The 26,999-nt window shown below is 64.6% G+C and carries 24 protein-coding genes; 3 read left to right on the top strand and 21 right to left on the bottom strand.

Annotated features, from left to right (window positions below; genetic code table 11):
* Positions 1 to 3: 3 nt before the first annotated feature.
* From ACWHYV_RS05800 to bamA, 21 genes are all read right to left on the bottom strand, one after another.
* Positions 4 to 1,125: a glycosyltransferase family 4 protein gene (locus ACWHYV_RS05800; RefSeq protein WP_447979709.1), complete on the bottom strand. Its 1,122-nt coding sequence runs from the start codon at positions 1,123 to 1,125 to the stop codon at positions 4 to 6.
* A gap of 21 nt (positions 1,126 to 1,146) precedes the next feature.
* Positions 1,147 to 1,986 carry a glycosyltransferase family 2 protein gene (locus ACWHYV_RS05795; protein WP_447979708.1) on the bottom strand — a complete coding sequence of 280 codons (840 nt, stop codon included), beginning with the start codon at positions 1,984 to 1,986 and terminating at the stop codon, positions 1,147 to 1,149.
* 56 nt (positions 1,987 to 2,042) lie between these two features.
* A complete protein-coding gene (locus ACWHYV_RS05790; RefSeq protein WP_447979707.1) occupies positions 2,043 to 2,888 on the bottom strand; it encodes a hypothetical protein in 846 nt (281 codons plus the stop codon).
* 13 nt (positions 2,889 to 2,901) lie between these two features.
* Entirely contained in the window at positions 2,902 to 4,047 is a 1,146-nt protein-coding gene (locus tag ACWHYV_RS05785) for a glycosyltransferase family 4 protein (RefSeq protein ID WP_447979706.1), read from the bottom strand.
* Positions 4,048 to 4,158: 111 nt separating this feature from the next.
* Positions 4,159 to 5,370, bottom strand: a complete 1,212-nt coding sequence (gene lhgO, locus ACWHYV_RS05780) for an L-2-hydroxyglutarate oxidase (RefSeq protein ID WP_447979705.1) — start codon at positions 5,368 to 5,370, stop codon at positions 4,159 to 4,161.
* Positions 5,371 to 5,379: 9 nt separating this feature from the next.
* Positions 5,380 to 6,165 (bottom strand): glycosyltransferase family 2 protein, encoded by a 786-nt coding sequence (locus tag ACWHYV_RS05775; RefSeq protein WP_447979704.1) that lies wholly within the window; start codon positions 6,163 to 6,165, stop codon positions 5,380 to 5,382.
* On the bottom strand, positions 6,162 to 7,280 hold the full coding sequence (locus ACWHYV_RS05770) for a glycosyltransferase family 4 protein (RefSeq protein ID WP_447979703.1): 1,119 nt from the start codon (positions 7,278 to 7,280) through the stop codon (positions 6,162 to 6,164). The genes ACWHYV_RS05775 and ACWHYV_RS05770 overlap by 4 nt, the downstream gene beginning before the upstream one ends.
* A 49-nt stretch (positions 7,281 to 7,329) precedes the next feature.
* Positions 7,330 to 8,385, bottom strand: a complete 1,056-nt coding sequence (gene waaF, locus ACWHYV_RS05765) for a lipopolysaccharide heptosyltransferase II (protein ID WP_447979702.1) — start codon at positions 8,383 to 8,385, stop codon at positions 7,330 to 7,332.
* Positions 8,386 to 8,444: 59 nt separating this feature from the next.
* A complete protein-coding gene (waaF, locus tag ACWHYV_RS05760; RefSeq protein ID WP_447979701.1) occupies positions 8,445 to 10,154 on the bottom strand; it encodes a lipopolysaccharide heptosyltransferase II in 1,710 nt (569 codons plus the stop codon).
* Between the two features lie 33 nt (positions 10,155 to 10,187).
* The gene (gene lpxK, locus ACWHYV_RS05755) at positions 10,188 to 11,255 is read right to left on the bottom strand and encodes a tetraacyldisaccharide 4'-kinase (protein WP_447979700.1); all 1,068 of its coding nucleotides are present in this window, start codon (positions 11,253 to 11,255) and stop codon (positions 10,188 to 10,190) included.
* Positions 11,252 to 12,601 carry a 3-deoxy-D-manno-octulosonic acid transferase gene (locus ACWHYV_RS05750; protein ID WP_447979699.1) on the bottom strand — a complete coding sequence of 450 codons (1,350 nt, stop codon included), beginning with the start codon at positions 12,599 to 12,601 and terminating at the stop codon, positions 11,252 to 11,254. Before ACWHYV_RS05750 ends, lpxK begins: the two co-directional genes overlap by 4 nt.
* 152 nt (positions 12,602 to 12,753) lie before the next feature.
* Entirely contained in the window at positions 12,754 to 13,383 is a 630-nt protein-coding gene (locus ACWHYV_RS05745) for a lysophospholipid acyltransferase family protein (protein WP_447979698.1), read from the bottom strand.
* A gap of 90 nt (positions 13,384 to 13,473) precedes the next feature.
* Entirely contained in the window at positions 13,474 to 15,207 is a 1,734-nt protein-coding gene (gene msbA / locus ACWHYV_RS05740) for a lipid A export permease/ATP-binding protein MsbA (RefSeq protein WP_447979697.1), read from the bottom strand.
* Positions 15,204 to 16,334 carry a lipid-A-disaccharide synthase gene (gene lpxB, locus ACWHYV_RS05735; protein ID WP_447979696.1) on the bottom strand — a complete coding sequence of 377 codons (1,131 nt, stop codon included), beginning with the start codon at positions 16,332 to 16,334 and terminating at the stop codon, positions 15,204 to 15,206. Before lpxB ends, msbA begins: the two co-directional genes overlap by 4 nt.
* A 22-nt stretch (positions 16,335 to 16,356) precedes the next feature.
* Positions 16,357 to 17,313: a Gfo/Idh/MocA family protein gene (locus tag ACWHYV_RS05730; protein ID WP_447979695.1), complete on the bottom strand. Its 957-nt coding sequence runs from the start codon at positions 17,311 to 17,313 to the stop codon at positions 16,357 to 16,359.
* Between the two features lie 78 nt (positions 17,314 to 17,391).
* Positions 17,392 to 18,252 (bottom strand): LpxI family protein, encoded by an 861-nt coding sequence (locus tag ACWHYV_RS05725; protein WP_447979694.1) that lies wholly within the window; start codon positions 18,250 to 18,252, stop codon positions 17,392 to 17,394.
* A complete protein-coding gene (gene lpxA / locus ACWHYV_RS05720; RefSeq protein WP_447979693.1) occupies positions 18,252 to 19,061 on the bottom strand; it encodes an acyl-ACP--UDP-N-acetylglucosamine O-acyltransferase in 810 nt (269 codons plus the stop codon). Before lpxA ends, ACWHYV_RS05725 begins: the two co-directional genes overlap by 1 nt.
* 82 nt (positions 19,062 to 19,143) lie before the next feature.
* On the bottom strand, positions 19,144 to 19,590 hold the full coding sequence (gene fabZ / locus ACWHYV_RS05715) for a 3-hydroxyacyl-ACP dehydratase FabZ (protein WP_447980690.1): 447 nt from the start codon (positions 19,588 to 19,590) through the stop codon (positions 19,144 to 19,146).
* Between the two features lie 97 nt (positions 19,591 to 19,687).
* On the bottom strand, positions 19,688 to 20,230 hold the full coding sequence (locus ACWHYV_RS05710; protein WP_447979692.1) for an OmpH family outer membrane protein: 543 nt from the start codon (positions 20,228 to 20,230) through the stop codon (positions 19,688 to 19,690).
* Positions 20,231 to 20,273: 43 nt separating this feature from the next.
* Positions 20,274 to 20,825 (bottom strand): OmpH family outer membrane protein, encoded by a 552-nt coding sequence (locus ACWHYV_RS05705; protein WP_447979691.1) that lies wholly within the window; start codon positions 20,823 to 20,825, stop codon positions 20,274 to 20,276.
* Between the two features lie 55 nt (positions 20,826 to 20,880).
* On the bottom strand, positions 20,881 to 23,196 hold the full coding sequence (gene bamA / locus ACWHYV_RS05700; RefSeq protein WP_447979690.1) for an outer membrane protein assembly factor BamA: 2,316 nt from the start codon (positions 23,194 to 23,196) through the stop codon (positions 20,881 to 20,883).
* 56 nt (positions 23,197 to 23,252) lie between these two features.
* Here bamA and ACWHYV_RS05695 point away from each other — a divergent pair, with 56 nt between their 5' ends.
* The 3 genes from ACWHYV_RS05695 (at position 23,253) to lon (ending at position 26,998) form a co-directional block, all read left to right on the top strand.
* Positions 23,253 to 23,423 (top strand): hypothetical protein, encoded by a 171-nt coding sequence (locus tag ACWHYV_RS05695; protein WP_447979689.1) that lies wholly within the window; start codon positions 23,253 to 23,255, stop codon positions 23,421 to 23,423.
* Between the two features lie 123 nt (positions 23,424 to 23,546).
* Positions 23,547 to 24,449, top strand: a complete 903-nt coding sequence (gene galU / locus ACWHYV_RS05690) for a UTP--glucose-1-phosphate uridylyltransferase GalU (RefSeq protein WP_447979688.1) — start codon at positions 23,547 to 23,549, stop codon at positions 24,447 to 24,449.
* 59 nt (positions 24,450 to 24,508) lie between these two features.
* A complete protein-coding gene (gene lon / locus ACWHYV_RS05685; RefSeq protein WP_447979687.1) occupies positions 24,509 to 26,998 on the top strand; it encodes an endopeptidase La in 2,490 nt (829 codons plus the stop codon).
* Position 26,999 lies beyond the last annotated feature (1 nt).

Here is a 26,999-nt window from a genome sequence, read left to right as displayed (position 1 = left end):
TAATTACTCAGTTACTCCTCTGCAGACTTCCCGATACACCCTCAAGGTCTGCCGGGCCGCCTTCTCCCACGTGAAGGCCTTGACCCGCTCCAACCCCTTTGCCCGCAGTCGGGCGCGTAGCGTCGCGTCGTTCACCACCCCCAGCATGGCCTGCGCCAGCTCCTCGACGTCGGTGGGAGTGACGAGGATCGCGGCGTCCCCGGCCACTTCGGGCAGCGCGGTGGTGTTCGACGTGACGACCGGTGCGCCGCAGGCCATCGCCTCGAGGACCGGCATGCCGAAGCCTTCGTAGATCGAGGGAAACACGAACAGGGCGGCATGGCTGTAGAGGAGGCGCAACTCCTCGGCACTGAGCGGCCCCGTGGACACGATCCTCCCCCCGAGGCCCGACGTCGCGATCGTGTCGCCGAGATCGGCATAGCGATGCGTCGGCGTTCCGACGAGGACCAAGGCATAGTCCTTCAACGCCTCGGCCTGCCGTCGGTAGGCCTCGACCACGGCCTTGTGATTCTTCCTCGGGTCGGCTCCGCCGACGAAGAGCAGGAACTGGTCCGAGCTCCAGCCAAAGCGCCTCCGGAGGCCCGCGAGCTTCTCGGGATCGGGGTCGGGATGGAACCGCTCCGAGACTCCGTTGTGGATCACGACCAGCTTGTCCTTCGGAACGCCGTACAGCTCGTGGAGATCGCGTGCCGAGTATTCGGAGACCGTAATGATCTTCCGTGCGCGAGCAGCCGTCCGTCTCGTCCGTCTCGAGGCGAGCCACTGCCCGAAGAGCTTTCTGGAATACTGCGGATAGCGCGCAAGCCAGATGTCGTGGATCGTCACGACGCCGCCGTAGCGTCCCGCCGTCGGCATTTTGAAATTCGGGCCGTGGAAGACGTCAAGACGATCGAGGCTTCCGCGCCACCGCATGGCCCACCGGCCGGCCGCCCGCCATTGGATCCGGCTGTTTTGCGCCCAGGGTTCCTTCAGGACTTCGTGGGGCAAGCATCCCGGTTCCGCATACGCAATGACTTCCAGGTCGTCCTCTTTCAGCTCCATCAGGGCGCGAAGGAGATAGTAACTGTGCCAGCCGATTCCGCCTCGGCTTCGCAGGATGGGGTTCGCATCAATCCCAACACGCATCGCCTTACCTTTTATCACCTATCACCTTACCCCCTTACCCCAACCCCTTTCCCCCTCTATCCCTTTACAACTGACCCCTTTACCCCCATTCCGCAGCGCCTCCCACGCTTTGGCGTACTTCACGAACGTGTGCAGGCCGGCGAACAGCGCCACGATGAGCCCATGCACGCCGTCTCGGTAGCCTCGGCGCAGCAGGTAGGTCCGCACCACGGTCATCACATGACGGCCTGCGAGATCCGTCCAGCCGACGTGCCGACATGTTTTCAATTTCTCCTCGGCGCCGAGCGTCGTGTACCGCATCATTTTGCGGACATGATGCCGGATCGTGGGCATGCTGTGATGCTCCAAGGGGGAGCGCAACGTTTCCGTGCGCCCCTTCAGGACGAGGCGCTCGTGCAGTAACGTATCGTCGTAGCGCCCGGCCTCTCGGCGGAACAGGCGGAGCTGGTAGTCCGGATAGTAGCCGCTGCCCTGAATCCACCGTCCATAGAAAAAGTTTCTTCGCGGGACTTGGAACCCGACGATCTCGGGCGGCACGCGATCCAGCATCGACCGGATCTCGTCCCGCAAGGCATCCAGGACGCGCTCATCGGCATCGACGATCAAAATCCATTCCGTGGTCGCCCGGTCGATCCCATAATTCTTCTGAGGACCATAGCCGGGCCACGGGTTGATGAACACATGCGGCGTGTGGGATCGGGCCAGCTGGACCGTCCGATCGGTGCTGCACGCATCCACGACGATGATCTGGTCAGCCCACTGCAGGCTCTCGAGGCAGGCCCCGATGTTCTGCTCCTCATCCTTCGTGATGACGATGGCTCCAATCGTCTGGACGGCGCGCACAGGGCTCTCCACCTTCATCCTCTACCCCCTATCCTCGTCCCCACCCTGAGCCTCACCCTCCACCTTAACCTTCCCTAGCCCCGGAACCCTCGTTTCACGACGGCCCGATAGAACGCCGGTTGCAACCAGCGGTTCCGTTTTCTTCGAAGAGCCGGGTACCGTCGGACGCGGTCGGCCATGACAGACGGATGCGTGCCTGAAAAATTTTTCATGATCGCATATTCCTCGAAGTCGTATTCCTCCTTCGACAACATGGCCGCCTGCTCCTCACCCGGGTGGTCCCCGTGATGCCGGGCGACTTGATAGCGAAACTTTTCCAGCAACGTCCGGGCCGGCTTCACCCACCCGTAATGGTAGATCGTGGCGTCCGAGGGTCGAACCCGGTCCTTGTGAACGCTCTGCAAATAGCCTCGATCGGCTTTCAGCCAGAAGCCCACGGCGTCGCCGCACGACTCGACCTGGCCGTCGTTTCGGATCACCCGGACGGCACGATGGTAGAACCACGGGTTCACGGAACGGTAGTCGCCGTAGAAGTGGAGATACTGGAACGTGAACCCCAGGACGCGGGGATCCGAGACGTGATCGCGGAGACTGCGCGTGAGCGCCTCGTAGTCCTGCTCGTGCAACACTTCGTCGGCCTGGAGGTAGAGCGCCCACTCGCCGGTGCAATGCGCGAGCGCCTTGTTGGTCTCATGAGAGAAGAGCAGGCCGTCCTGCTTCATCGAATCATCCCAATAGGACTCAACGACGCGGATCTTGTCCGAGCCGATCGACCGGATCAATTCCAGCGTCCCGTCCTCCGATTGCCCGACGTTGACGATGAATTCGTCCACGACCGGCAGCGCCGAGCGAATGGCCTCGACGATCGGGTAGTCGAACTTGACGGCGTTGCGGCAGATGCTGAAGCCGCTGACCTTCATCCGCTCCTGCTCTTCATCTCCTGTCGGCGGTCCCGCTCTTAGCGAGGCGCGTGGTCTCGAGCAATCGCCGATACAGCTCTTCGGTTCGCGCCAACATGTGCTCCTGACTGTAGGCCTTGGTGATCAGGTCGTGCCCGGCCTCCCCGAGACGGGTGCGCAGGGCCGGCTCGTCGATGAGCCGAGTGATCTCACGGGCGAGCGCGGCGCTATCCCGTGGCGGAACGATCAGGGCGGTGTGGCCATGAATCGCCACCTCACGGACACTCCCGACGTCGGTCGCCACCACCGCGCGTTTCATCGCAAGCGCCTGCGTCACGGCTTGCGGCACCCCTTCGCCCCCCACGGACGCCAACACACACACATCCATCGCGGCGAGCAGGCGTGGCACGTCATCTCGAAAGCCCGTCACCGTGATCGTATCCGAGCAGCCCTGATCGCGGATGGAGGCGGTGATCCGCGCCTTCTCCGGACCGTCTCCGACGATCAGAAACCGTGCCTGCGGGTGCCGACGCCGGACCTCGACAGCCGCGGTGACGAAATACTCCACGCCCTTGTAATCCCGCAAGAACGCCACCGTTCCGATCACGAGATGGTGCGATGCCAGACCGAATTCGGCCCGGACGGCCGGATCTGCGGGCATCGGACGATAGCGAGCGAGGTCGACTCCGGTGGGAATCGACACGATCCGCTCGGGGCTGACCCCCAGCCGGCTCATCAGATCCGCTCGAACGGCGTCCCCGGTCGTGATGATCCCGTCGGCCAACCGGCCGTACAGCAGGCGGTTCCGCAGGCTCGCGCGGACCGGGGTCGACTTATGGCGCGTGCGAAGAATCAGCGGTCGAACGGCCGCCATCCGGGCGCCGATGGCGGCGGTCCAGCTATCGATGGAGCCATGGCTGTTCACGACGTCGATGCGACAGCGAGCGATGAGGGTCCGAAATTCGAACACGAGCTGGGGGTACCGCAATGGGGTGAACCGCAAGGGCTCGACGCGCACGCCGTTCGTTCGCGCCAACGTCTCCAGCGCGCTGCCCGGGGGGACCGCAAGCACCACCTCGTGCCCGCGCGCCGCCATGCCCGCCGCTTCGGCCAGCGTGCGGAACTCCTGTCCGCCCAGCCCTGTCGAGGGCTCCGTATGGAGAATGCGTAGTGCGTGCATGGCGCTGCCGTGCCCCGCGGCTCATGAAGGCCATCGAACCCGAACGCCGGTACCTGATGCGTACCATACCCTACTCGGCCGCCGACCTCCACATCTTGTCCTCCCTCGCCGCTATCCCTCGACCTTCATGAGGTCCACGACGTGCTCGGCGAACGGCAGGGAGGAGGTGAAGGCCGGTGAGACCGCGTTGAGGACGTGCGTGGACCGGGGCCCGCGCTCGACGACGAAGTCGTTCAAGAGCTCGGCGGTGCGGGCGTCGACGAGCTGCGCCCGGATCCCCGGCTCCTTCCCCGGCAGGAGATCCCCCTTCTGCAGCCCCACCCCGAGACCGTCCGCCTCCCGAAAGAAGCCGGCCTGTGAGAGCTTGACCAACTCCTTCCAGGCCAGCGAACGGAAGTGGTCGCGGTTCCTCCCGAACAGCCGCACGAGGAATCCCATCATCGTGACCGCGTCGGAGACGTTGGCACCGGCGAGCCCTCGGTATTGCTCGCGCCCGAGCAGCGGCAGCGCGGACGGGCCCACGGTGACCACCCCGTCGGGACGCCGGGTGTAGTGCACCCCCAAGAATGGATTCCTCAAGTCCGGAACCGGGTAGATGTTCCCCCGCACCTGTACGGCCGCGTCGGGCCGCAGGCGGTAGAACTGCCCGCGAAACGGAAGAATCCGATACTGCCGGCCCACTCCGAACGTATGCGCGAGGCGATCGGCAAAGAGACCGGCACAGTTCACGAGATGCCCGTAGCGAATCACGCCGGTGGACGTCCTGACGGCGTCGGCGCCCGCAGGCCCCTGCCATGTGCAGCCGAAGCGCAGGTCGACCCCTTCCCGCCGGGCATCGGCCACCATCGCCTCCATGACCTGACGAGGATCGACGACGGCCGTGTCCTTCACGTACAGGGCCCGCTCGATCGTCCTCGCGCAGGGCTCGATCTCCGCGAGCTGCCGCTCATCGATCAATTCGGCCCGGACCCCGTTGGCCTGAGCGCGCGCGTGCAATTCGGCGAGCGAAGGCAGGTCCGCGCTCGTCCTGGCCACGATGACCTTCCCGTAGGTGTTCATCGGGATCTCATGGCTCGCGCAATACTCCCGCATTCGGCGATTGCCTTCCACGCACAGCTTGGCCTTCAGCGTCCCCGCCTTGTAGTACACGCCCGCGTGGAGCACCCCGCTGTTTCGTCCACTGGCGTGCATCCCCGGCTGCGCCTCCTTTTCGAGGATGAGGACTCGGCTGCCGAAGCGCCGGCGCAGGGCGCGTCCGATCGCGACCCCGATGATCCCGGCGCCGACGACCAGAAAATCGCAGCTCGTACCTTCAGCCGTCATGGTATGGTCTCACGCCTGGTCTGTTCCTCCCCTGCCGGCCTCTTTCCTCAACTCCCAAAACTTCGCATACTTGATGAACGCGTAATAGGCATAGAGTCCCGACAAGATCAATCCCGGCATCCCGTCCAGAAAGCCCCGCCGGCCGACGTACATCTTCAGGAACGTGAACAACGGATGCGTGACCAACTGATGCGGGTGAAACCGGCGGCCGTCCTTGACCATCCGGCTGGCCATCAGATCCGAGTAGCGGTCCATCTTCATCAGGTAGTGATCGAGATCGCGAAACGGATACTGCAGGACGTGACCCGTAAGATAGCCCACTCGACCGTCCACATCAAAGCTTTCGTGCACCAGCTCGTCGCGATAGCGCAGGCGGCCTCTGCGAAAGAGCTGCGGCTGGCGATAATCCGGATACCAGCCGCAATGGCGGATCCAGCGTCCCAGAAAATAATTCTTCCGCGGGACGAAGTAGGCGTCGGCGGCGTGGGGGGCGCCGATCACCCGGTAGATCTCGTCCCGCAACTCGGGTGTCGCGCGCTCATCGGTATCCAAGCTGAAGACCCAGTCGTGAGACGCATGGGCGACCGCCTCGTTGCGCAGGCGCCCGAATCCATGGAAGTCGTGCTGGAACACCCGGTCGGTGAACTCGCGGCTGATCTTCTCCGTCGCATCGGTGCTGTGCGAATCGACCACGATCAACTCGTCGGCCCACGAGACGGACTCCAGGCAGGCCCGCATGTTCGGCTCATCGTTGTAGGCAATGACATAGACCGAGACCTTGCCGGACGCCGTCACGCCATCACTCCCACATTTCGCACGACCCCCCGGTAGACCTCTTCCAACAGGTCCAGCATCGCATCCAGCGAGTACCGGTCGCGCACGAGCGCATGCCCGGCGGCGCCCAGCGCTCGCCGTAGCCCGTCGTCGTCCAGCAGGCGCTCGATGGCGGCCGCGAGCCCCGCCGCATCGCGGGGCGGGACCAGCAAACCCGTCACCCCATCGTGGACCACGTCCGGGATCGATCCCACGGGTGTCGAGACCACCGGCAGTCCCAATGCGAGCGCCTGCATGAGCACCTGCGGGATCGTGTCGGCCTCGATCGTCGGGATGACGAAGACGTCCAGCGAGCGGAAGACGTCAAGCAGATCCGGACGAAACCCCATGACCTTGACGCCCTCCTCGATCCCATGCTGCGCGATCCTTGCTCGGATGTCGGCTTCCTCCGGCCCTTCCCCCACGATCACGAACGTGACGTCGCGCCGCCGTGCCAGGAGGCGCGCCGCCGCATCCACCAGGTACACGTGCCCCTTGTACTTGCGGAGATAGGAGACGATGCCGACGAGGCGATGTCCGGCGTCGAGCCCCAGGTCGACCCGCAGGTTCCTCTGGGGGACGCCGGGGCAAAAGAGGCCGACGTCGACCCCGATCGGAAACGCCGCCACGCGCTCCGGTCTGAGGCCGTCCCGCTCGACCAGGGCGCGTCGCGTCAACTCGCTGCCCGTGACGATGACACGGTCGAACAGGCGTCGGTAGAGCAGCCGGGTCGCGAGGCTGCGATTGAGGGGATTGGAAATGTGCCGGCTCCGCACCACCTTGGGCCGGTGGGGGACGAGGCGGGCGGCGAGCGCTCCGATCCAACTGTCGCGCGAGCTGTTCACGTGGAGGATATCCGGACGCTGCTGGAGCAGCAGGCGCGCGAAGCTCACGATGGCCGCGGGGTAGCGGGTACGGCGCATCCGGACGCCGTCGACTTGAAATCCCTGGGCCGTGGCGAGCCGGTAGATCGGGCTCCCCGGCTCCAACACCAGGTGCACGTCGTGCCCGCGCCGTTGGAGCCCCCGTGCGTGGAGCAGGACGGCCAGCTCCTGCCCGCCCATGGCCGTCGTCGACTCGGCGATGAGAATTTTCATGGCGCTCTTCCTCTCACCCCGGCCGGCGAGGGCTCCTGGTTAGGGTCTGTTAGGGTGTTGTGGGACGTGCCGACTGGGTCCGCACCCGTTGACTCAACCGCCGTCGGACCGCGTCCACGACCTGCTCGGGCCGAATACGGTGCAGGCACTCGAGCCGGACCGCGTTGCGGCAGACCCGACTGAAACAGGGGCTGCACGCCACCCCCGCCGCCATCACCACATGGCCCTCTCCATAGGGCCCCGTGCGGACGGGGCTGGTCGGACCGAAGAGGGCGACGACGGGCGTCCCCATCGCCGCCGCGATATGCATCGGACCCGAATCGTTCGTGAGCAGCACGGAGGCCTCCCCGAGAAGGCACGGTAGGAGCGTGAGCGGAACGTGTCCTGTCAAGTCGATCACCGGCGTCCGCATCGTGTTGACCACCGTCTCGGAAGCCCTGCGGTCTCCGGGCCCTCCGATCATCAGCACCTGTCCAAGCCCTTCGGATTGAAGTCGATCGGCCGCGTCGGCGAAGTCCCCGGCCGGCCACTGTTTGGTCTCCCAGCGGGCCGAGACGTTCATGGCGATCCAGTCGGTTCCCGTCTTCAGTCCGGCCCGCCTCAGGAGCCGTCCAACCTCTTCCCGATCTTCGGCGGTCGGACGAAGGCGGAACTCGGGCTTCCCCTCATGGCCCGCGCCGACCGCGGCTGCCAGGAGCAAATAGCGATCGACCGCGTGCATGTCGGCGGTCGGGACGGCCACCCGGCGACGGTAGAACAGCCGGCTCCCTTCTCGACCGTTGGCAAAGCCGATCCGTTCCCGGCACCCGGTCAGCCAGGCCATCACGCCGCTCCGAAACAAGCCTTGGAGATCCAGGACGAGATCGTACTGCGCCGCCCGAAGGGCGGGAACCACCGAGAGCCACGCCTTCAGGCCGCGATCGACGGGCCACATCCGATCGAGACCTTCGGCCCGCTCCAACACGCCGGCCCATTCCCGCTTGACCAGCCAGTCGATCCGCGCCGAGGGATAACGGACCCGCAGCGCATGCAGCACCGGCAACGCGTGGACGATATCGCCGAGGCTGCTGGGCTTGATGATGAGAATACGGTGATACGGGGGCATGGGCGAAATTCAGTACCTGCGTTCAGTTACCAATTACTTCTTCGGCAATTACCAGTTACTCACTTACCAATTACCCTCTTGGACACATCTTCGATGATCCAGTCGACGGCGTCCAGCAGGCCGTCGGCGACGTGATCGGGGCGTGCCCCGCCGGCGCCGAGATCGGCCAACGTCTGGCGGCTGGTCTGGCCTGACATCACGAGGATCCGCCGGGCGCCGATTCGTGCGGCCAGCTCCATGTCTCTGTTCTGATCGCCGACCACATACGCCGCGCCGAGATCGAGGCCGAGGTCGGAGACGGCCCGATCGATCATGCCCGTAGCCGGCTTCCGGCAGCCGCAGCCCTCATCGGGGTGGTGCGGACAAAAGTAGACGGCATCGAGGGAGGCACCGGCGGCGGCCAAACGGGTCACAAGGGTCTCGTGAATCCGCCCCAGCGTGTCGACCGACATGAGGCCTCGCGCAATCGCCGACTGATTGGTCACCACCACCACCCGGGCCCCTTCACGGTTCAACCGGGCGATGGCGTCGGCGACGCCGGGCAGCAACTCGAGCTCGTCGGGAGACTTCACGTAGCCCGTGTCCCGGTTGAGCGTCCCGTCCCGGTCGAGGAAGACGGTGACGCCTTTTAAAGATAAGTGCTGAGTGCTGAGTGCTGAGTGCTGAGCAGAAGATCGTTGAAGGCTGAACGCTGAGCGCTGCCCTCTCAGCTTCTCAGACGCGGTGCTGTAGACCTGATCGACGGAGATACGCGTCATGCAGCGATGGTCGATGGGACATTCGCGGAGCAAGCAGGGGGAGCACTCGACCGGCTGCCGGACGATGGCGTGATCCTCTCCGTAGGGAGCCGTCGTCCGTGTATCAGTCGGACCGAAGACGGCGACCACCGGGACACCGAAGGCGGCGGCGATGTGCATGGGCCCGGTATCGTTGGTCAGAAACAGCCGGCATCGCCGGATCACGGCCATGAGCTGTCGGATGGACGTCCGCCCCGAGAGGACAATGGGGCTGGAGGTCATCGAGGCTGCGATCGCCTGCCCGAGCGATTCCTCGCCCGGCGCGCCGACGATCACGACGCGAGCGCCAACGTCCGCAGCCAGCCGGTCGGCGGTCTGGGCAAACCGCTCGGGCAGCCATCGCTTGGCACTGCCGTAGGTCGACCCGGGATTGAGACCGATCAGGAGATCCCTTGGATCGGCACCGGCCTCGGCAAGCCGCCGCTCGGCCTCCGCCTCTTCCTCTCGCGTCACGTACAACCGGGGCGCCCGCGCGACCGGCTCGATGCCCAGGAGCCGGAGCAGATCTAAGTAGTAGTGGATCTGATGCTTCACCAACGTCGGCGGGGCCACCGGCACCGCTTGGGTGAGCAGGAGGCGGCGCCCGTCCGTCGCATACCCGTAACGGCGGGGCACACCGGCAAGAAACGCGAGGAGGGCCGCCTCGAACGCGTTTTGAAACAGCACGGCCAGGTCGAAGCGATAGCGGCGAAGCTCGCCGGCCAGCGTCCATTTGCCGCTCAGCCGAGCATGCCGACCACGATGGTCATAGAAGAGAATGCGGGACAGCGCCGGATGGGCCGTGAAGAGCTCGGCGACAGCCGGACGGGCCAACAAGGTCAGCTCTGCGTCCGGCAGGGCCGCATGCAAGGCCGACAAGGCCGGCTCCGTGAGCACCGCGTCCCCGACCCAGTTCGTGGCCCGGATCAGAATACGCCGCACCGGATCATGATGAGTGATGAGTGATGCGCGATGCGCTGCCGAAGTGGACATCGTTACTGCTTCATTCTTGCGGTCTTCCATTCATCACTCATCACGCTCAACTATCAGTGCCTCGAGCTGCTCCCGCCCTTGGATCACCTCGGTCTGCAGGCGAACCGCCCAAACCGGGAGGTCCGGTTTCGGCAACCCTTCAACCTTGACCGCATCCTTCTCCGTGGTCAACAGCAGCTCGGCACCCGCTTGCCGGGCTCGCGCCGCCACATTTTGGAGGTCGGATTCGGCATAGTGGTGATGGTCGGCGAAGATCCGCTCCTCGACCACGTGCACTCCGAGGCCCTCGACGAGACGGCGAAACGCCGCAGGGTTCCCGATCCCGCTGAAGAGCGCCGCCCGCTTCCCCGCCCCCTGCTCGACCGGCCGGTGCGACCCGGTCATGACGTCGAGGAAGCCATCGGCGGTGAATCGGACGGCGATGAGCGGCGTGGTCGAATCGAGTCCCAGCAATCGTGCGGCGATGTCACATACCTCCCCGCCCGCGTCCGCCCGCGTCAGGATGACGCCGCTCGCCCGTCCAAGCGAGGACAACGGCTCTCGGAGCCGCCCGGCCGGCAACAAGGCGCGCAGGCCGGGAAGATCGGTGGCGTCGACCAGCACCAGATCCACGTGACGGTAGAGAGACCGATGCTGGAAGCCGTCATCCAGGACGAGGCAGTCGAGGGGAAACTGGGTCAACAGCCACTGCCCCACCCGATAGCGATCGCCGCCCACTGCGACCACGGCGCCGGGACATCGGCGGGCGATCAAGAAGGGCTCGTCCCCGGCCTCGTCCGGTCGAACCATCAGATGCGTCCCGTCCGAAACCAGGAGCCGGCCGACCCGGCTCCTCCGCCGGTATCCCCGGCTTAACACACCCACTCGGCGGCCTTCGGCGAGCAGGCGCTCGACCACCCAGATCGTCACCGGGGTCTTTCCCGTTCCACCGACGGTCAGGTTCCCGATGCTGATGACCCGACACGGCAGCCGATGCCGGCGTAACCATCCGTGGTCATAGAGCCAATTCCGACAGCCCACCACCCAGCCGTACGGCCAGGTGAAGGGGGTGAGCACGCGGTGGAGCGCCGGTGGCAGCCGCGTGGCGCCCGGGTGGATCATTCCGCCGACGCCCGGCGGTCCACGGCCGCGGACCTCGCGTCGGTCCGACCCGGTGAAACATCCTGCCCCGGACGCAGCAGATTTTCGATCGCCTCGATCGTCCGCTGCAAGGCGCCTTGGTTCCGAAGGATGACCTCGTGCGCCGCCTTCCCGATCTGCTCCAGCCGCGACCGATCGGCCAGCATCGCCGCCAGACGCGGACCGAGATCGGCGCCGCTTGCCACCCGAACGCCGCCGCCCGCCTCCAAGAGCAGACGAGCGACCTCGGCGCAATGATCGGTATAGGGGCCGAACACGACCGCCTTCCCCCAAGAGGCCGGCTCCAGTAGATTGTGCCCGCCGACGGGCACCAGCGTCCCGCCGACGAAGGCGGCCACCGCGTACTGGTAGACGGCCGCCAACTCGCCCCGCGTGTCGAGCACGATCACCCGCGGGCCTCGGTCCGTGACGTTCAACGAGATCGTGCTGCGGCGCACCACCGGGAATCCGTGCTCCTTGACCAGGGCTTCGACGCGGGGCGCCCGCTCGATATGCCGCGGCGCCAGCAGCAGCACGAGATCGGGAACGGTCTCGAGCAGCCGCCGATAGGCGGCCAGGAGCGCGTCCTCTTCACCGGGATGGGTGCTGCCCGCCACCAGCAACTCTTCCTGGTCCGTGATGAGCACGCTCCGCGACAGAGATCCCGTCTGCGGCATCGGCTGATCGAATTTGATGTTCCCGGTCCGGCGCACTCGCTCGGCCCGCGCGCCGAGCGCGATGATCCGATCGGCATCCCGATCCGACTGCATCAGGCACAACGACACGTCGTCGAGGACGCGCCGCATGAACGACGCCAGGAGGCGATAGCCCCGAAAGGATCGCGACGACAAGCGGCCGTTCACCAGCACCGTGGGAACGGCCCGGCGGCGCAAGGCGCGCAGGAGATTCGGCCAGAGCTCGGTTTCCACGAAGACGAACAGCGTCGGCTGGAGCCGCGCGACGATCCCGGACACCACCCAGGGAAAATCCAGCGGAGCATAGCGATGCTCGGCCACGCCGCCCAGCCGTTGCTCCACGGCTTCCCGCCCCGTCTCGGTGACGGTGGAGACGACCAACCGTGCCTCCGGATACCGGCTGCGGAGCGCGTGGACGAGCGGAACGGCCGCCACGACCTCACCCAACGACACGGCATGGACCCACATCAAGGGCGCGCGGCTCCGAGGCCCCCGGCTCGCGCCAGCGGGCTCGGCGGAAGCAAAGCCCAACCGCTGCGGTAGTCCCCGCCGGCATCGCTGCTTCGCCAGCAAGATCACTAGAATCGCCGGCGAGGCCAGGAGCAACAGGACGTTGTAGAGGAGATGCCACATGGTTTTAGGATGAAGTCGTTGAGTAACTTAGTAATTCTGTAAGTAAGTAATTGAGTAACCTTTTAAGGAGGCCAAGAAGTTCTCACTTACTCAATTACCAATTACTTACTTACTTCCTTCTTCCCACACCGCATGCTCGTCCGCTTCCGCCGTCAGCGCAGTAAGGGCCGCCTCGAGTGCCAGCCGCGCCTGTTCGATCTCGGCGGCATCCGCCGCCGCTCCAATCCAGATCGGCTTTCCCCACAGGAACACGCCCCGGGTGAACGGGTACGGCACCAGGAACTCGTCCCAGCTCGCGAAGAGTTTTTTTTTGAGCAGCCGAAGGTCAGGGGGACGATCGGCATGCCGGTCGCCTTGGCCAACTGCACGACGCCCGCCTGCACAACGTGTCGAGGCCCCTTGGGGCCGTCGGGCGTCACGACCAGGTCGACGCCGGAGCGTCCCAAGGCGATCAACTGCCGGAGCGCTGCGACGCCGCCCCGGGTGGTCGAGCCGCGGACGGCCTGCAGTCCGAAGCGGCCGACGACTCGGGCGATGAGCTCCCCGTCCCGATGTTGGCTGATCAGAATATGGGCTTCCCGACCGCGGTAGGCCAACGGCATCATGAGCTGGCGGCCGTGCCAAAACGCAATGATGATATGCCGGCCTTGGCGATACAGGTCGTCCACCACCTCCGCGCCGCGGGTCTCGAGTCGCATCGATCGGCCGAGCAGCCGAATGATCGTGGCTCCGACCGGAGGGACGGCGGCCAACACCAATCGATTGAGCAGGGCGGATTTCATGCGAACGGCGAATCAGGAACCTGCCCGGCCCCCCTCGGTCTCGTCCAACACGCCAGCGTGATGGCACACATGACGGCTAGGCAGAACGGATCACAGCGCGACATCTTGGAACTGCATGGCGTGTAATCGCTTGTATTGACCGTCCCGCGCGAGGAGGTCGAGGTGCGTGCCGATCTCGACGATCCGGCCTCGGTCCATCACCACGATCCGGTCCGCGTTCTGAATCGTGCTGAGGCGATGGGCGATCACGAGCGTGGTGCGGTTCTTCATCAAGTTCGACAAGGCCATCTGGACGATGCGCTCGGACTCGGAGTCCAGCGCCGAGGTCGCCTCGTCGAGGATCAGGATCGGCGGGTCGCGCAGGATGGCCCGGGCGATCGCGAGCCGTTGCCGCTCGCCGCCGGACAGCTTCACCCCGTTCTCCCCGATCAGCGTCTTGTACCCGTCCGGCAGCCGCTCGATGAAGTCGTGCGCATAGGCGGCCTTCGCCGCCTGGATAACTTCTTCCTCGGACGCCTGGGGCCGGCCGTACGCGATGTTGTAAGCGACCGTCTCGTCGAAGAGCATCGTGTCCTGGGAGACGATGCCGATCTGGCTCCGCAAGGAGTGGAGCGTATAGTCCCGCACATCACGGCCGTCGATGCACACGCGGCCTTCCGTCGGCTCGTAGAAGCGCGGGATGAGGCTGACCAGCGTGGTCTTGCCGCTGCCGCTGCTCCCCACGAGCGCGACGACTTCCCCCACCGACACGGTCAACGTGACATCGTACAAGGCCGGAACCTCGTGTCCGTCGTATCGGAACGTGACCCCTTCCAAGGCCAGCGAGCGACTGATCCGAGCCAGGGCTTTTCGGCCGGTGTCGCGCGCCCGTTCATCCTCCAAGTCGAGCACCGCAAAGACCCGCTCGGCGGCCGCCAGCGCCTGCTGCACGCTGTTGTTCGCGCCCGAGAGCCGCCGGATCGGCGTGTACGCCATGAACATGGCGGTGAGGAACGAGAAGAACTCGCCCGGCGTCATCGTCCCTTCGATGACCAGCGATCCGCCGTACCAGATGATCGCCGCCACCCCGACGACCCCGATGACCTCCATATGCGAGCTCCCCAGCGAGGACACCTGGATCGCCTTCATCGTCATCCGCAGGAACGCTTCATTGCTGTGGCGAAAGCGCTTGCCCTCCGCGTCTTCGCGGCCGAAGGCTTTGACGATCCGGATCCCGGCCAGCGTCTCCTGCAGCGTGGAGGCCATGTCGCCCATCCGCTCCTGGCCTCGGGTGGCCAGCCCCCGCAGTCGCTGGCCCATGCGGACCATGGTCATGGCGGAGATCGGGACGACCACGAGCGAGACGGCGGCGAGCTTCCAATTTTGGTAGACGATGACCCCGAGCATCGCGAGGAACGTGAGCCCCTGCTGGAAGATGTCCTTGAGCACGCCGGCGACCGCGTTCGCCATCATGTTGACGTCGTTGATCACGCGGGAGACCAGGCGCCCGGACGTGTTCGCGTCATGGAAACGGACGGGGAGCCGCATCAGCTTCAGAAAGAGCTGCTCGCGGATGTCGGTGATGACCTGATTGCCGACGTAGTTCATCAAATAGTTCTGCCCATAGCTGAACGCCGCCTTCGAGGCGGCCACCGCGAGAATCGCCAGCGGCAGCACGGTCAAGAGGAACTGGTCCTTGTTGATGAAGATGCCGTCGAGCACCGGTCGGACCAGCCAGGCGTACGCGCCGGTCAAGGCGGCGACCAGCGCCGAGCAGATGAAGGCGAGCACGAGGCGCAGGCGGTAGGCCCGAAAACACGAGACGAGCCGGAGGAACAGGGTCACGCGCGGGCCTCCGCAAGGACCACCGCGGCGGCGCGGGTCGACGCGCCGGGCTCCCCGAGCGCGTCCCGTACGGACTTGAGCGACTCCCGCATCTGTCGATACGCAGCGCGATCGCGGAGGAGATGCGCCACTTCTTCGGTCAAGCGTTCCGGGGTCAGGTCGTTCTGAATGACTTCGGGCACGACGGGTCGGCCGGCGACGAGGTTGACCAAACTGATCCATTTCACGCGAACGAGCAGCCGCCCGATCCAATAGGTCAGCCGGGGCACGCGATAGATCACGACCATCGGGGTTCCGACGACCGCCGCCTGGAGCGTAGCGGTGCCCGAGGCGACGAGGAGCAGATCGGCGGCCGCCATGACTTCACTGGGGTGGTTTTTCACGACGTGGACCTTGACGGAGCTGCCGGCCAGCAACGGGTCGATCTGCCGATCGTCGATCGAGCCGGCCTGCGCCATGATGAACTGCATGGTCGGGTGGAGATCCAGCAGCCGGGCGGCGGCATGCAGCATCGCTGGCAGCAGCACCCGTACTTCCCCGGCCCGACTGCCGGGCAGGAGCCCGAGCACCGGCCCTCCCCCGTCGACGCCGAACCGCTTGCGCAGCTCCGTGCGGTCATAGCTCGGCTCGACGCTGTCCAGGAGGGGATGGCCGACGAACGTAACCGGGACGCCCGCCCGGCGATACAAGGGCTCTTCGAACGGCAAGATCACGACGGTGTGGTCGACCCGATGTTGCATCCAGCGCATCCGCCCGGGGCGCCACGCCCAGAGTTGGGGCGCAATGTAATATACCACCCGATGCCCGGCCCGCTTCGCGACCTTGGCGAAGTGCAGGTTCAGCCCCGGATTGTCGACCAGCACGACCACGTCGAACGGCTGGGTTTCGAGCAGCCGGCGGATCCGCCGGATCCGCCGGATCAGCGCCGAGACCGCCCCCGGGCCGATCAGCCCGATGATGTCCAGCGCCGGGATGTCCGGCACTAGCTCGACCCCAGCCGACGCCATCTGCCGCCCGCCGACTCCGATGATCTCCGCGCCCGCATCGAGGCGTTTGATCGCGGCGGCCAAATTCGCCCCGTGCAAATCTCCCGACGCCTCACCGGCAATGATCAGGATACGTGGCATGGACGAATGGGGTCCTACCCCGTCACCTCTCTTGCTGGTGTCGTTGCACGAACGCATTGATGGCGTCGAGGACTTGGTACGCCAGAGCAAGGGCGGCGGCCCCGTCTTCCCCGGACACGACGGGGGCGGTGCCGCGCGCGACCGCCTCGACGAACGCTTCCAACTCGAGCTTGAGCGGCTCGTCATCGTGGGTCTTCACGGGCTCCATGTGGATCTCCGGGCGCTGGTTCGGCCCGATCCGCCTTCGGAGGATGGCCGCCTGGCGCGCCTGGTAATCGACGGTGATGTAGCCGTCCGGCTGAAACACCCGCAGCTTTCGCATCCGCGTGGTCGACACCCGGCTGGCCGTGAAGTTCGCCACACAGCCGCTCGAGAACGCGATACGGGCGTTGGCGATGTCGATCGTGGGTGAAAGGACCGGGACGCCGGCCGCCCGAACCTCTTCCACGGTCCCGGGCTTGAACGACAGGACCATGTCGAGGTCATGGATCATGAGGTCGAGCACGACGTCGACGTCCGTCCCTCGCTCCCCGAACGGGCTCAAACGATGACATTCGATGAATCCGGGGCGCGTGACGTGAGCCCGGACGGCACGGATTCCGGGGTTGAACCGTTCGATGTGCCCCACCTGGAGCACGAGGCCGCGCCGGCGGGCCAGCGCGACCAACTCCTCGGCCTCGGACACGGTCACCGTGATCGGTTTTTCCACGAGCACGTGCACCCCCGCCTCGAGGCACTCTTTGACGATCCCATGGTGTGAAGAAGTCGGGACCGCCACGCTGACCGCGTCCACCCGCTCGAGCAGATCCCGGACGCGCGGGAACGCTTCGCCGCCGTACCGCTCCGCGAGCGCTTCCGCCCGCTTGGAGTCCACGTCCACGATTCCGATCAAGCTGCCGCCGGGGATCTGGGCATAGAGGCGCGCGTGGTGCTGCCCCAAGTGCCCGACGCCGATCACGCCGATGCGCAGCTTCTTCATGCTTCGACAGAAAGGTAATTGAGGAACTCTGTAATTGAGTAACTGTCTGGGCCCGCGACCAAATTACTCACTTACTAGTTACTGAATTACTGCTCCCCCTACTATGCCCACGATCGCGATCTTCGCCTGGTCGGCGCGGCGGATGGTCTCTTCGCGGTCGAGCAGGACGGTGCGCCCGGCTTCGACCGCGAGCACGGCGGCGTGGACCGCTTCCATCGTCTCGACGGTCCGGGGGCCGATGGCCGGGAGATCGAACCGCAGGTCCTGCTGCGGCTTGCTGCGCTTCACGACGACCGCGCCCGCCTGCGCCAACGTCCCTCCCCGACGGATGGCCTCATCCGTGCCTTCCACCGCCTCCACCGCGACCACGACCTTGTCTTTGACCACGACGCACTGGCCGATGTCGAGCCGGCCGATCTCGGCCGCCATGTGCCACCCGAATCGGACGTCGTCCCATTCCTTCTTGCCGGGGCGGCGCTTCGTGATGGCGCCTTCTTCGACCAGGATCCCGCTCAGGCCGAAGGTTGATTCACAAATTTCGATCCCCTCGCGCTCCAACTCGGCGGCCACCTCACGGAGGATCGCATCGTCCTTGAGCTCCCGCAGCCGACTGGCGACGGCCAGGGCGCGAAAGTCCGGACGCACCGTCGTGAAGACGTGCGTCTTCTTGATGCCGCCCAGCATCACGGCTTGGCGCACGCCGTCCGCTTTGAGCGCCTTGATCAGCTTGTTGAACTGTCCGATCTTGATCCAGTGGATCCGCTCCACGTGCTCGGCGAGCTCCGGGGCCGTCTCCCCGACGTGGGCGACCGCCGAGACCGAATAGCCGAGCCGGCGGGCGTTCTGGGCGAAGATGATCGGGAAGCGGCCGTTCCCGGCGATCAGCCCGATCTTCCGGGCCGACTGCACCGCCCGTTCGACGGCGTGCGACGCGTGCACTAGTCGTCCTCCTCGGCCGAGGCCGCGGTGACCGAGCGGCAGATCCCGCGCTTGCTCCCTTCGAGAAACCGCACGACCTCCTGCACGTCCTCCGAGTCTTTGAATTCCTCACGCGCCTGCTTGATCGCTTCGGCCATCATCAAACCGGAGCGAAAGAGGACCTCATAGGCCCGCTTCAAGAGCGCGATGCGCTCGTTCGAGAACCCGTGGCGCTTGAGCCCGATCGAGTTGAGGCCGTAGAGCCGGGCGCGGTAACCGCCCGCCGCACGCGTAAAGGGCGGCACATCGCGACCGACCGCGGAGCACCCGCCGATCATGACGTGCGGTCCGATGCGGACGTACTGGTGAATCCCCGACAGCCCGCCGATGATCGCGTAATCACCGACCGTGATGTGGCCGGCCAGCGTGGCGGCGTTGGCCATGATCAAGTGGCTGCCCAGCCGGCAATCGTGCGCGACGTGGACGTACGCCATCAAGAAGTTGTGGTTCCCGATCGTGGTGGCGCCCCCGCCGAACACGGTGCCGCGGTTGATGGTGACGTATTCCCGGAGAATGTTGTCGTTGCCGATGACGACCCGGGTCGGCTCATCCTTGTACTGGAGGTGTTGAGGAGCCGTGCCGATGGATGCGTAGGGATAGACCTGGCAGCGTTCGCCGATCTCGGTCCAGCCGTCGACGTACACGTGGGCCATCAGCCGGGTGCCGCGGCCGATCTTGACGTGTTCGCCGACGATCGAATACGGACCGACTTGGACGTCCTCGCCAAGCTCGGCCTTCGGATGCACGATAGCGGTCGGATGAATCTGCACGGGTCCTCCCGAAAGTTGTAGGGGTAATGGAGTACCTGAGTAAATCAGTAATTACTTCATTATCAGTTACTCAATTACCCAATTATTCCTTGTCCTGCTGGTCCTCCTCCGTCACCATGGCGGTCATCTCGGCTTCGCACACGAGATGGTCTTCGACGTAGGCCTTGGCCTGCATCTTCCAGAACGGCGGTCGTTGTTTGAGCACCTCGATCTCGAAGCGGAGCTGATCGCCGGGCACCACCGGCTTACGAAACTTGGCCTTGTCGACGCCCGTGAGATAGACGACCGGATTGCCTTTCGGGGGCGCCGACTTGAACGCGAGCACGCCCCCTACCTGCGCCATCGCCTCGATGATCAAGACGCCGGGCATGATCGGCCGGCCGGGGAAGTGCCCTTGGAAAAACGGCTCGTTGATCGTGACGTTCTTCAGGCCGATGATGCGGCGTCCGACCTCCAGCTCCTGGATCCGGTCGACGAGCAAGAACGGATACCGATGCGGAAGGGTTGCCCGTATGTCGTTGATGTCCATCTGCGCCATGCTGCCTCCTCCTGCGACCCTTCCTCAGACAGAATGTTGAAAACCGTCCCCCGCGTCCAAGGTCCGCTCGCTTCGCAACGCGGGGATCCTACTTGTTCTGGCGGTCGAACTCCTTGAGCACTTGCTCCGTGACGTCGACCGACCCGTTCGCATAGATGACGATCCTCATCGCGGCCTCGTTGCCCTTGTCCAGGATCGCGGCCAGCCCCATCCTCTCTCCGACCGCCGCCGCGGCCTGCTCGATCTTCTTCTGGTACTCCTGGGCCAATTCGCGCTGTTTGGCCTGGATCTCACGGTTGAAGTCCTGGAGCCGCCGTTGGTAGTTCTCGAACTTCACCCGAAACTGCTCCTGCTTCTCGCGCCGCTGCTGCTCGGTCAAGCCGCTGTCCTGGCTCTTGAGCTCTCCCTCGACCTTCTTCAGCTCCTCATCATCGACGGCGATGATCCGCTGGCGCGCCGCGGTGAATTCTTTCAGCGATTCGATCGCGCGCTTGCCGGCCTTGGATCGTTCCAGCACCGCCTGCTGGTCCACGACCCCGACTTTGTAAGACTCCGCCGCGCTCACCGCTCCGGCGGTCGCCAGCACCGCCGTGATGCCGAGCACCGCTCCCCATGTCGTCTCGTGTCGCATTCGTCCCCTCATGGCTCCGCTCGATCCTGGGCCGACCCCCGACCTACGGCGCCTCCTTGTTGAACTCCTCGATCACCCGGTCCGAGATGTCCAAAGACGCGTCGCTGTAGACGGTTGGCCCGCCCTTGCCCTTCTCCACGACCACGAGCAGATCCAGTTGCTGCGCGACCTTCTGCACGATGCGCTCGGCGCGATCCCGAAAGGCCTCCAGCACTTCTTTCTGCTTGTCCTGGACCTCCCGATTCATTTCATTGGCCCGCTGTTGAAACTCGATGACCCGTCGGCGCAATTGCTCCTCGCGTTCCTTCCGTCCGTTGGGGCTGAGGACCGTCGCCTGCTTGATCAGGTCTTCTTCCATCCGCTTCAGCTCTTTTTCCTCCAGCTCGATGACCGCCTGGCGGTTCTTCATGAACGTGTTGAGCGACTCACGCGCTTTTTTCCCCGCGTCGGTCTCCATCAAGACCTTCTGGAGATCGACGACGCCCACGGAAATGGGGGGCCGCTCGACCGGCGCGGCCTTGCAGCCGGCCGACACAGCGGCCCCCACCAGGAGGACGACGAGCAGAGCGGAATGAAGGCGTCTGGTAGAGCTCATGAATTGTCCGTTTCCTCGGCGGTCCCGAGCGACGGCGGACCGCAGCACGGCTTCATTAGAACAGCGATCCGACCGAAAACTCAAAGACTCCCCGACGCTCTCCGGTTCTCGGATCTAGATTGATGCCGTAGGCCACCCGCAGGGGCCCGAACGGCGAAATCCAGCGGGCTTCGAACCCGGCCGCCTTGCGGAGGTTCAGACTCAGACCCTCCTCGGCCGAGAAGCCGCGCCCATAGTCGAAGAAGATCACCCCGTTGAGCTTCGCCTCTTTGGAGATCGGGAAAATGAAATCGTTGTTGATGATGATCTCCCGCTCCGCGCCCAGGAGCTGATTGTCGACCGTGACCGGCCCCGCCCGGCCGAAGACGAAGCCGCGCATCGTGTTGATGCCGCCGACGAAGTACCGCTCGGTGAGCGGGACCGGCTTCCCCTCCATGCCCTCCACGATGCCGAACCGACCGCGGATCGAGAAGCGGGTGTCCCAAAACAGCGGCACGTATTTGATCGTGTCGAGGGTCACTTTGTAGAAGGCGGTGGTGCCGCCCAAAGCCGGCGTGCCGAAGTCGAAGGCGATCATGTTGCGCATGCCGGTTCGGGGATCCAGGAAGTAGTCCCGGGTATCGCGCGCAAGCGACGTCCGAAAGCCGGTCGTGGTGAACGTGCCGATCTGTTGCAGGATGAACGCCGGCGCCGTCTGGAGCGGATCGCTGAACTTGAAGCGCTCGACCACGGGACTGAAGCTGCCGGACACGTACTCCGAAAACCACCGCCCGAACGTCACGCTCGCGCCCGCCTTGTCCTCTCGGTACGTGATGTAGTTCGTGATCGTGCTGTAGACGTCGAGCTGCATGGACGTGAGGGAGTCCTGGAGGTAGGGGTTGCGGAACGTGATGAGGCCCAAGGAGCGCCGTTGCCCCAACTGGCCGCGCACCCGGATCATGTTTCCGGTCCCCATCACGTTGCCCTCGGTGATGTCGGCGATGGCCACGAGACGGTCCAGGGTGCTGAAGCCGCCGCCGATGCTGAACGCGCCGGTCGATTTTTCCTTCACCTTGACGTCGAGGTCGACCTTGTCCGGCTCCACCTGGCGGGGCAGGATCTCCACGGTCTCGAAGAAGTTCAGGTTGTTCAAGCGTTGGAAGCTGCGCTTCATCGCGGTCGTATCGATGACTTCCTGCTCGTTGACGCGCAGCTCGCGCCGGATCACGTTGTCCCGGGTCTTGTCGTTCCCGGTGATGTGAATCTCCCGCACCCGGATCAGGTCGCCCTCCTTGATGTGGAAGATGACGGAGGCGGTCTTGGTCTGCGGATCGGGATTGACGGCCGGGTTCACCTCCGTGAACGCATAACCCTTGGCGCCGTACAGATCGGTGATCCGCGTGATCTCGTCCCGGATCTTGGCGCGCTGGAACGTGTCGCCGGTCTTGAAGCTCATGCCGGCCCGCAGCTCTTCGTCCTCGAAGATCGTGTTGCCGCGAAAGCCGACCTCCCCGAACGTATACGGCTCCCCTTGGACGATGACGAAGGTCACGATGAACCACTTCTTGTCTTCCGTCAGCTCGACCGTCGGCAGGCTCACCTGCACGTTGAGGTAGCCCTTGTTCATGAAGACTTCCCGGATCCGCTCCACGTCGTTGGCCAGCTCTTCCCGCTTCAACGTGCCGGCATCGGTGAAAAACGAGGGCAAGCCGCGGAACAGCAACGTATCCCAGATGGAGACCCACTCCCGGGTCGCCATCACGGCGAACAGCTCCTTTTTCGTGGCCGCCGTGGCCCCCTCGAAATTCACGGTCTTCACGCGGGCGCGGTCGCCCTCCTTGATGAAGAAGGTCAGTCGTTTCCGGTCTTCCTCGACGGTCTGGATGATCGGGATGACCTGCGCGTTGTAGTAGCCGTCTTCCTGATAGGTGAGGCGGATCTTCTCCGCGCTCTCCTTGACCTGCTGCTGATCGAGGAAGGACTGGCTGCGGATCGTGATCTTCTCCTTGAGCTTGTCGTCCGAAAAATTCTCGTTGCCGTCGAAGACGACGTCGGTGATGAACGGCTTTTCGGTGACGAGAAACGTGACGGCCAGTCCCTGCGGCGTGGACTCCGTCTCGATCTGGACGTCCTCGAAGAAGCCCATTTCATAGATCACGCGGATTTGTGCGCGGATCGCCTCCGGCGTGTACGGATCTCCGACCTTGATCGTCAAGCGGCTGCGGATCGCCGGCTCTTCGATGCGTTTGTTGCCCCGAATGTCGATGGAGGCAATCTTCTGAGCGCCCTGGCTGCCGTCCTCGGCATTCGCGGGGCAGTGACACGAAGCAGGGAGAAGGAGGCCGACCACGACGATGAGAAGGGCGAGTCGAGTCCCGATCCGACTGGTCACCGCAGCCTTTCTGCACGGACCCGCGGATCCTTCGACGAAGAGACCGACTCAGCGACTTGACGGGCGAAACCCACCGCGTGTCGGTCGAAGCCGAAACCCTGCTGCGTGACAACCTGGCTCGCCGGCCTGAAGGCCGGGATCACGTCGGTCTGACCTGTTCGGGCTCGCTGAAAGAGATGTTCGAACGCTCCGTCACGCGTTGGCATAAAACCGGCGAAAAAAGCTGAGGAATTATAGAGATGGGTTTCTTCAATGTAAAGACAATTTCATCGGCCGCCGATTTGTGCGAACGCCCTTACAGTCTTCCCGGTTTCTTGACATTCCGGCGAAGCATCTCATAGTATCCACCCATGTCCGTGGCTCCGGTTCGAAAAGCCGTCCTGCCAGCCGCCGGCCTCGGGACTCGCTTCCTCCCCGCGACGAAAGCCTCCCCGAAGGAAATGCTCCCCTTGGTGGACAAGCCGCTGATCCAGTATGCGGTCGAGGAGGCGGTGGCGTCGGGCATCGAGGACATCATCATCGTGACGGGGCGGGGGAAGCGGGCGATCGAAGACCACTTCGACCGCTCGTTCGAGCTCGAGGAGAACCTCAAGGGCAACCGCAAGGACGGCATGCTCAAAGAAGTCCGCCGGATTTCGGAGCTGGCGAACTTCTGCTACGTCCGCCAGCCGGAAGCCCGCGGGCTCGGCCACGCGGTCCTATGCGCACAACATTTGGTGGGCGACGAGCCCTTCGCCGTGATCCTTGGCGACGAAGTGATCGATGCGCGTGTCCCCGGACTCGCCCAACTGATCGAGGTGTACCGTGCACACCACGGACCGGTTCTGGGGATCAAGAAAGTACCGCGGCACGAGGTGGGCCGTTACGGGATCATCGCGAACCGTCGGTTGGGAGGCGGTCTCCATCGGGTGGAAGACCTGGTCGAGAAACCCGCTCCCGAGCAGGCCCCGTCCCTCTACGCCGTCATCGGCCGGTATGTTCTCTCACCCGACATTTTCCCGATTCTCCGGCGCATCGCGCCCGGCAAGAACGGCGAGATCCAGTTGACGGACGCGCTCCGCGTTCTCGCTAAGCGACACCCGATGTATGCGCAGGAAATTCAAGGCCAGCGCCACGATGCCGGGGAGAAGCTCGGTTTTTTGAAAGCCACCGTCGAGTTCGCCTTGAAAAACCCTACGCTCGGCCCCCCCTTCGCCCAATATTTGAAGCAATTGCACCGGCGCAACGGATTGCATGTAGAGGCAAGTCACTGAGTCACTCAGTCATGCAGTATTACTGACGTACTCAGTTACTCCATTACCCCAGCACCATCATGGCAGCGGAGCAGGCCGAACGCGACATTCAAAACCTGGAGATCCCGGAGCAGCTCCCGTTGCTCCCGGTCCGGGATATCGTCGTCTTCCCGTACATGGTGCTGCCGCTCTTCGTCGGCCGCGAGATGTCGATCAAGGCCATCGAAGCGGCGCTGGCCGGGAACCGGATGATCTTCCTCGCCACCCAGAAGGCGCTCGACGTGGAAAACCCGACCGCCGAAGACATCCACACCGTCGGGACCGTCGGCATCATCATGCGCATGCTCAAGCTCCCCGATGAGCGCATCAAAATCCTCGTGCAGGGCGTCTCGAAGGCGCGGATTCAGGAGTACATCCAGACGGAACCGTACTATTCAGTGCGGATCGAGAAGATCCAGGAAGCCAAGATCGCCGGCTCCCCGCTCGAAGCCGAAGCGGTCATGCGGACCGTGAAGGAGCAGCTCGAGCGGATCATCGGCCTCGGCAAAGTCTTGATGCCCGACGTCATGGTCGTGATCGAGAACTTGGAAGACCCGGGCCGGCTGGCCGACATGGTCGTCTCCAACCTCGGGGTGAAGGTCGAGGTGGCCCAGTCCGTGCTCGAGATCGAGGACCCCGTCGCCCGGCTGAAGCGGGTGAGCGAGATCTTGACGAAGGAAGTCGACGTCTTGTCGATGCAGCAGAAGATCCAGGCGCAGGCCAAGGGCGAGATGGACAAGACCCAGCGGGAATACTTCCTGCGCGAGCAGTTGAAGGCGATCCAGAAGGAACTGGGGGAGCTCGACGAGCGGGGAGAAGAAGTCGCGGAATTTCGGAAGCGCATCAAAGAAGCCAAGATGCCGGAGAAGGTGCTCAAGGAGTGCGAGAAGCAGCTCAAGCGCCTGGAGAAGATGCACCCGGACACCGCGGAATCGGCGACCGTGCGGACCTACATCGAATGGATCGTCGATCTGCCGTGGAGCAAGAAATCCAAGGACAACCTGGACATCAAAGCGGCGGCGAAGGTCTTGGACGAAGACCATTACGACCTGGAAAAGGTCAAGGAGCGCATCCTCGAGTACCTGGCGGTCCGCAAGCTCAAGGACAAGATGAAAGGCCCGATCCTCTGCTTCGTCGGGCCGCCCGGCGTCGGCAAGACCTCGCTCGGCAAGTCGATCGCCCGTGCGCTCGGACGCGAGTTCGTCCGAATCAGCTTGGGCGGCGTGCGCGACGAAGCCGAGATCCGCGGTCATCGGCGGACCTACGTCGGCGCCCTGCCCGGCCGCATCATCCAGGGCTTGAAGCAAGCGGGCACGAACAATCCCGTGTTCATGATGGACGAGGTCGACAAGGTCGGGCAGGACTTCCGGGGCGACCCCTCGGCCGCCCTGCTCGAAGTGCTCGATCCCGAGCAGAACCACGCGTTCAGCGACCACTACTTAGGCGTCCCGTTCGACTTGAGCGACGTCATGTTCATCACGACCGCCAACGTGATGGATCCGATCCATTCGGCGCTTCGGGACCGGATGGAGATCATCGAGATCCCCGGGTACACCGAGGAGGAAAAGCTCGGCATCGCTCAGCGTTACCTGATTCCACGGCAACTGAAGGAGCACGGCATCACCGAGGCGCACGTACGGGTCACCGAGGGCGGGCTCCGCACGATCATCTCCCACTACACCCGTGAGGCGGGCGTGAGGAGCCTCGACCGGGAAATCGCCAACGTCATGCGCAAGGTGGCCAAGAAGGTCGCCGAAGGCAAGATGGGCCCCTACAGCGTGACCCCGGCCAACGTTCACAAATTCCTCGGCGTGCCGAAATTCCTACCGGAAGCGGAACAGGAGAAAGACGAGATCGGCGTCGCGACCGGACTCGCCTGGACGGAGAGCGGCGGCGACGTCCTGTACATCGAGGCCACGCTGATGAAGGGCAAGGGGCAGCTCACGCTCACCGGCCACCTCGGCGACGTGATGAAAGAGTCGGCCCAGGCGGCGCTCAGTTACGTGCGGTCGCGCGAGAAGTTGCTCAACATCAAGCCGGACGTGTTCGCCAAGTCCGACATCCACATCCACGTACCGGCCGGCGCGATCCCGAAAGACGGCCCGTCCGCCGGCATCACGATGGCCACGGCGATCGCCTCCGTGCTGTCGAGCATCCCCGTGCGGCGGGACGTGGCGATGACCGGCGAGGTGACGCTCCGGGGACGCGTGCTCCCGATCGGAGGACTGAAGGAAAAGATCCTGGCCGCCAAGCGGGCAAAGATTTCCACCGTGATCCTGCCGAAGCGCAACGAGAAGGACCTCGAGGAAATCCCCAAGCACCTCATCCGCGGGGTCAAGCTCGTCTTCGCCGAAACGATGGACGACGTGATCCGGGCCGCCCTGCGCGGACGGACCGCCGCGCTCAAGAAGAAGGCCAAGGCGACCCCACGCCCGCATCGGGCCAAAGGCAACGGCCTCGAATCCCCGCGCCGGACGCCGCGCCCGCATCCCATCGCGCCGTTGTTGTCGGTTTCGCCCCGCTCCACCTGAC

The sequence above is a fragment of the Candidatus Nitrospira bockiana genome (assembly GCF_965152565.1).
This window is presented reverse-complemented; position numbering and strand designations above follow the sequence as displayed.

Coding starts and splice junctions, on each gene's coding strand:
- fabZ (WP_447980690.1), bottom strand. CDS start 19,590: ATGGACATCAACGACATACGGGCAACCCTTCCGCATCGGTATCCGTTC.
- ACWHYV_RS05785 (WP_447979706.1), bottom strand. CDS start 4,047: ATGCACGCACTACGCATTCTCCATACGGAGCCCTCGACAGGGCTGGGC.
- ACWHYV_RS05745 (WP_447979698.1), bottom strand. CDS start 13,383: ATGAAATCCGCCCTGCTCAATCGATTGGTGTTGGCCGCCGTCCCTCCG.
- ACWHYV_RS05770 (WP_447979703.1), bottom strand. CDS start 7,280: ATGAAAATTCTCATCGCCGAGTCGACGACGGCCATGGGCGGGCAGGAG.
- lhgO (WP_447979705.1), bottom strand. CDS start 5,370: ATGACGGCTGAAGGTACGAGCTGCGATTTTCTGGTCGTCGGCGCCGGG.
- galU (WP_447979688.1), top strand. CDS start 23,547: ATGTCCGTGGCTCCGGTTCGAAAAGCCGTCCTGCCAGCCGCCGGCCTC.
- ACWHYV_RS05800 (WP_447979709.1), bottom strand. CDS start 1,125: ATGCGTGTTGGGATTGATGCGAACCCCATCCTGCGAAGCCGAGGCGGA.
- ACWHYV_RS05710 (WP_447979692.1), bottom strand. CDS start 20,230: ATGCGACACGAGACGACATGGGGAGCGGTGCTCGGCATCACGGCGGTG.
- waaF (WP_447979701.1), bottom strand. CDS start 10,154: ATGTCCACTTCGGCAGCGCATCGCGCATCACTCATCACTCATCATGAT.
- ACWHYV_RS05730 (WP_447979695.1), bottom strand. CDS start 17,313: ATGAAGAAGCTGCGCATCGGCGTGATCGGCGTCGGGCACTTGGGGCAG.
- ACWHYV_RS05795 (WP_447979708.1), bottom strand. CDS start 1,986: ATGAAGGTGGAGAGCCCTGTGCGCGCCGTCCAGACGATTGGAGCCATC.
- lpxK (WP_447979700.1), bottom strand. CDS start 11,255: ATGATCCACCCGGGCGCCACGCGGCTGCCACCGGCGCTCCACCGCGTG.
- lon (WP_447979687.1), top strand. CDS start 24,509: ATGGCAGCGGAGCAGGCCGAACGCGACATTCAAAACCTGGAGATCCCG.
- ACWHYV_RS05750 (WP_447979699.1), bottom strand. CDS start 12,601: ATGTGGCATCTCCTCTACAACGTCCTGTTGCTCCTGGCCTCGCCGGCG.
- waaF (WP_447979702.1), bottom strand. CDS start 8,385: ATGCCCCCGTATCACCGTATTCTCATCATCAAGCCCAGCAGCCTCGGC.
- lpxB (WP_447979696.1), bottom strand. CDS start 16,334: ATGCCACGTATCCTGATCATTGCCGGTGAGGCGTCGGGAGATTTGCAC.
- ACWHYV_RS05790 (WP_447979707.1), bottom strand. CDS start 2,888: ATGAAGGTCAGCGGCTTCAGCATCTGCCGCAACGCCGTCAAGTTCGAC.
- ACWHYV_RS05705 (WP_447979691.1), bottom strand. CDS start 20,825: ATGAGCTCTACCAGACGCCTTCATTCCGCTCTGCTCGTCGTCCTCCTG.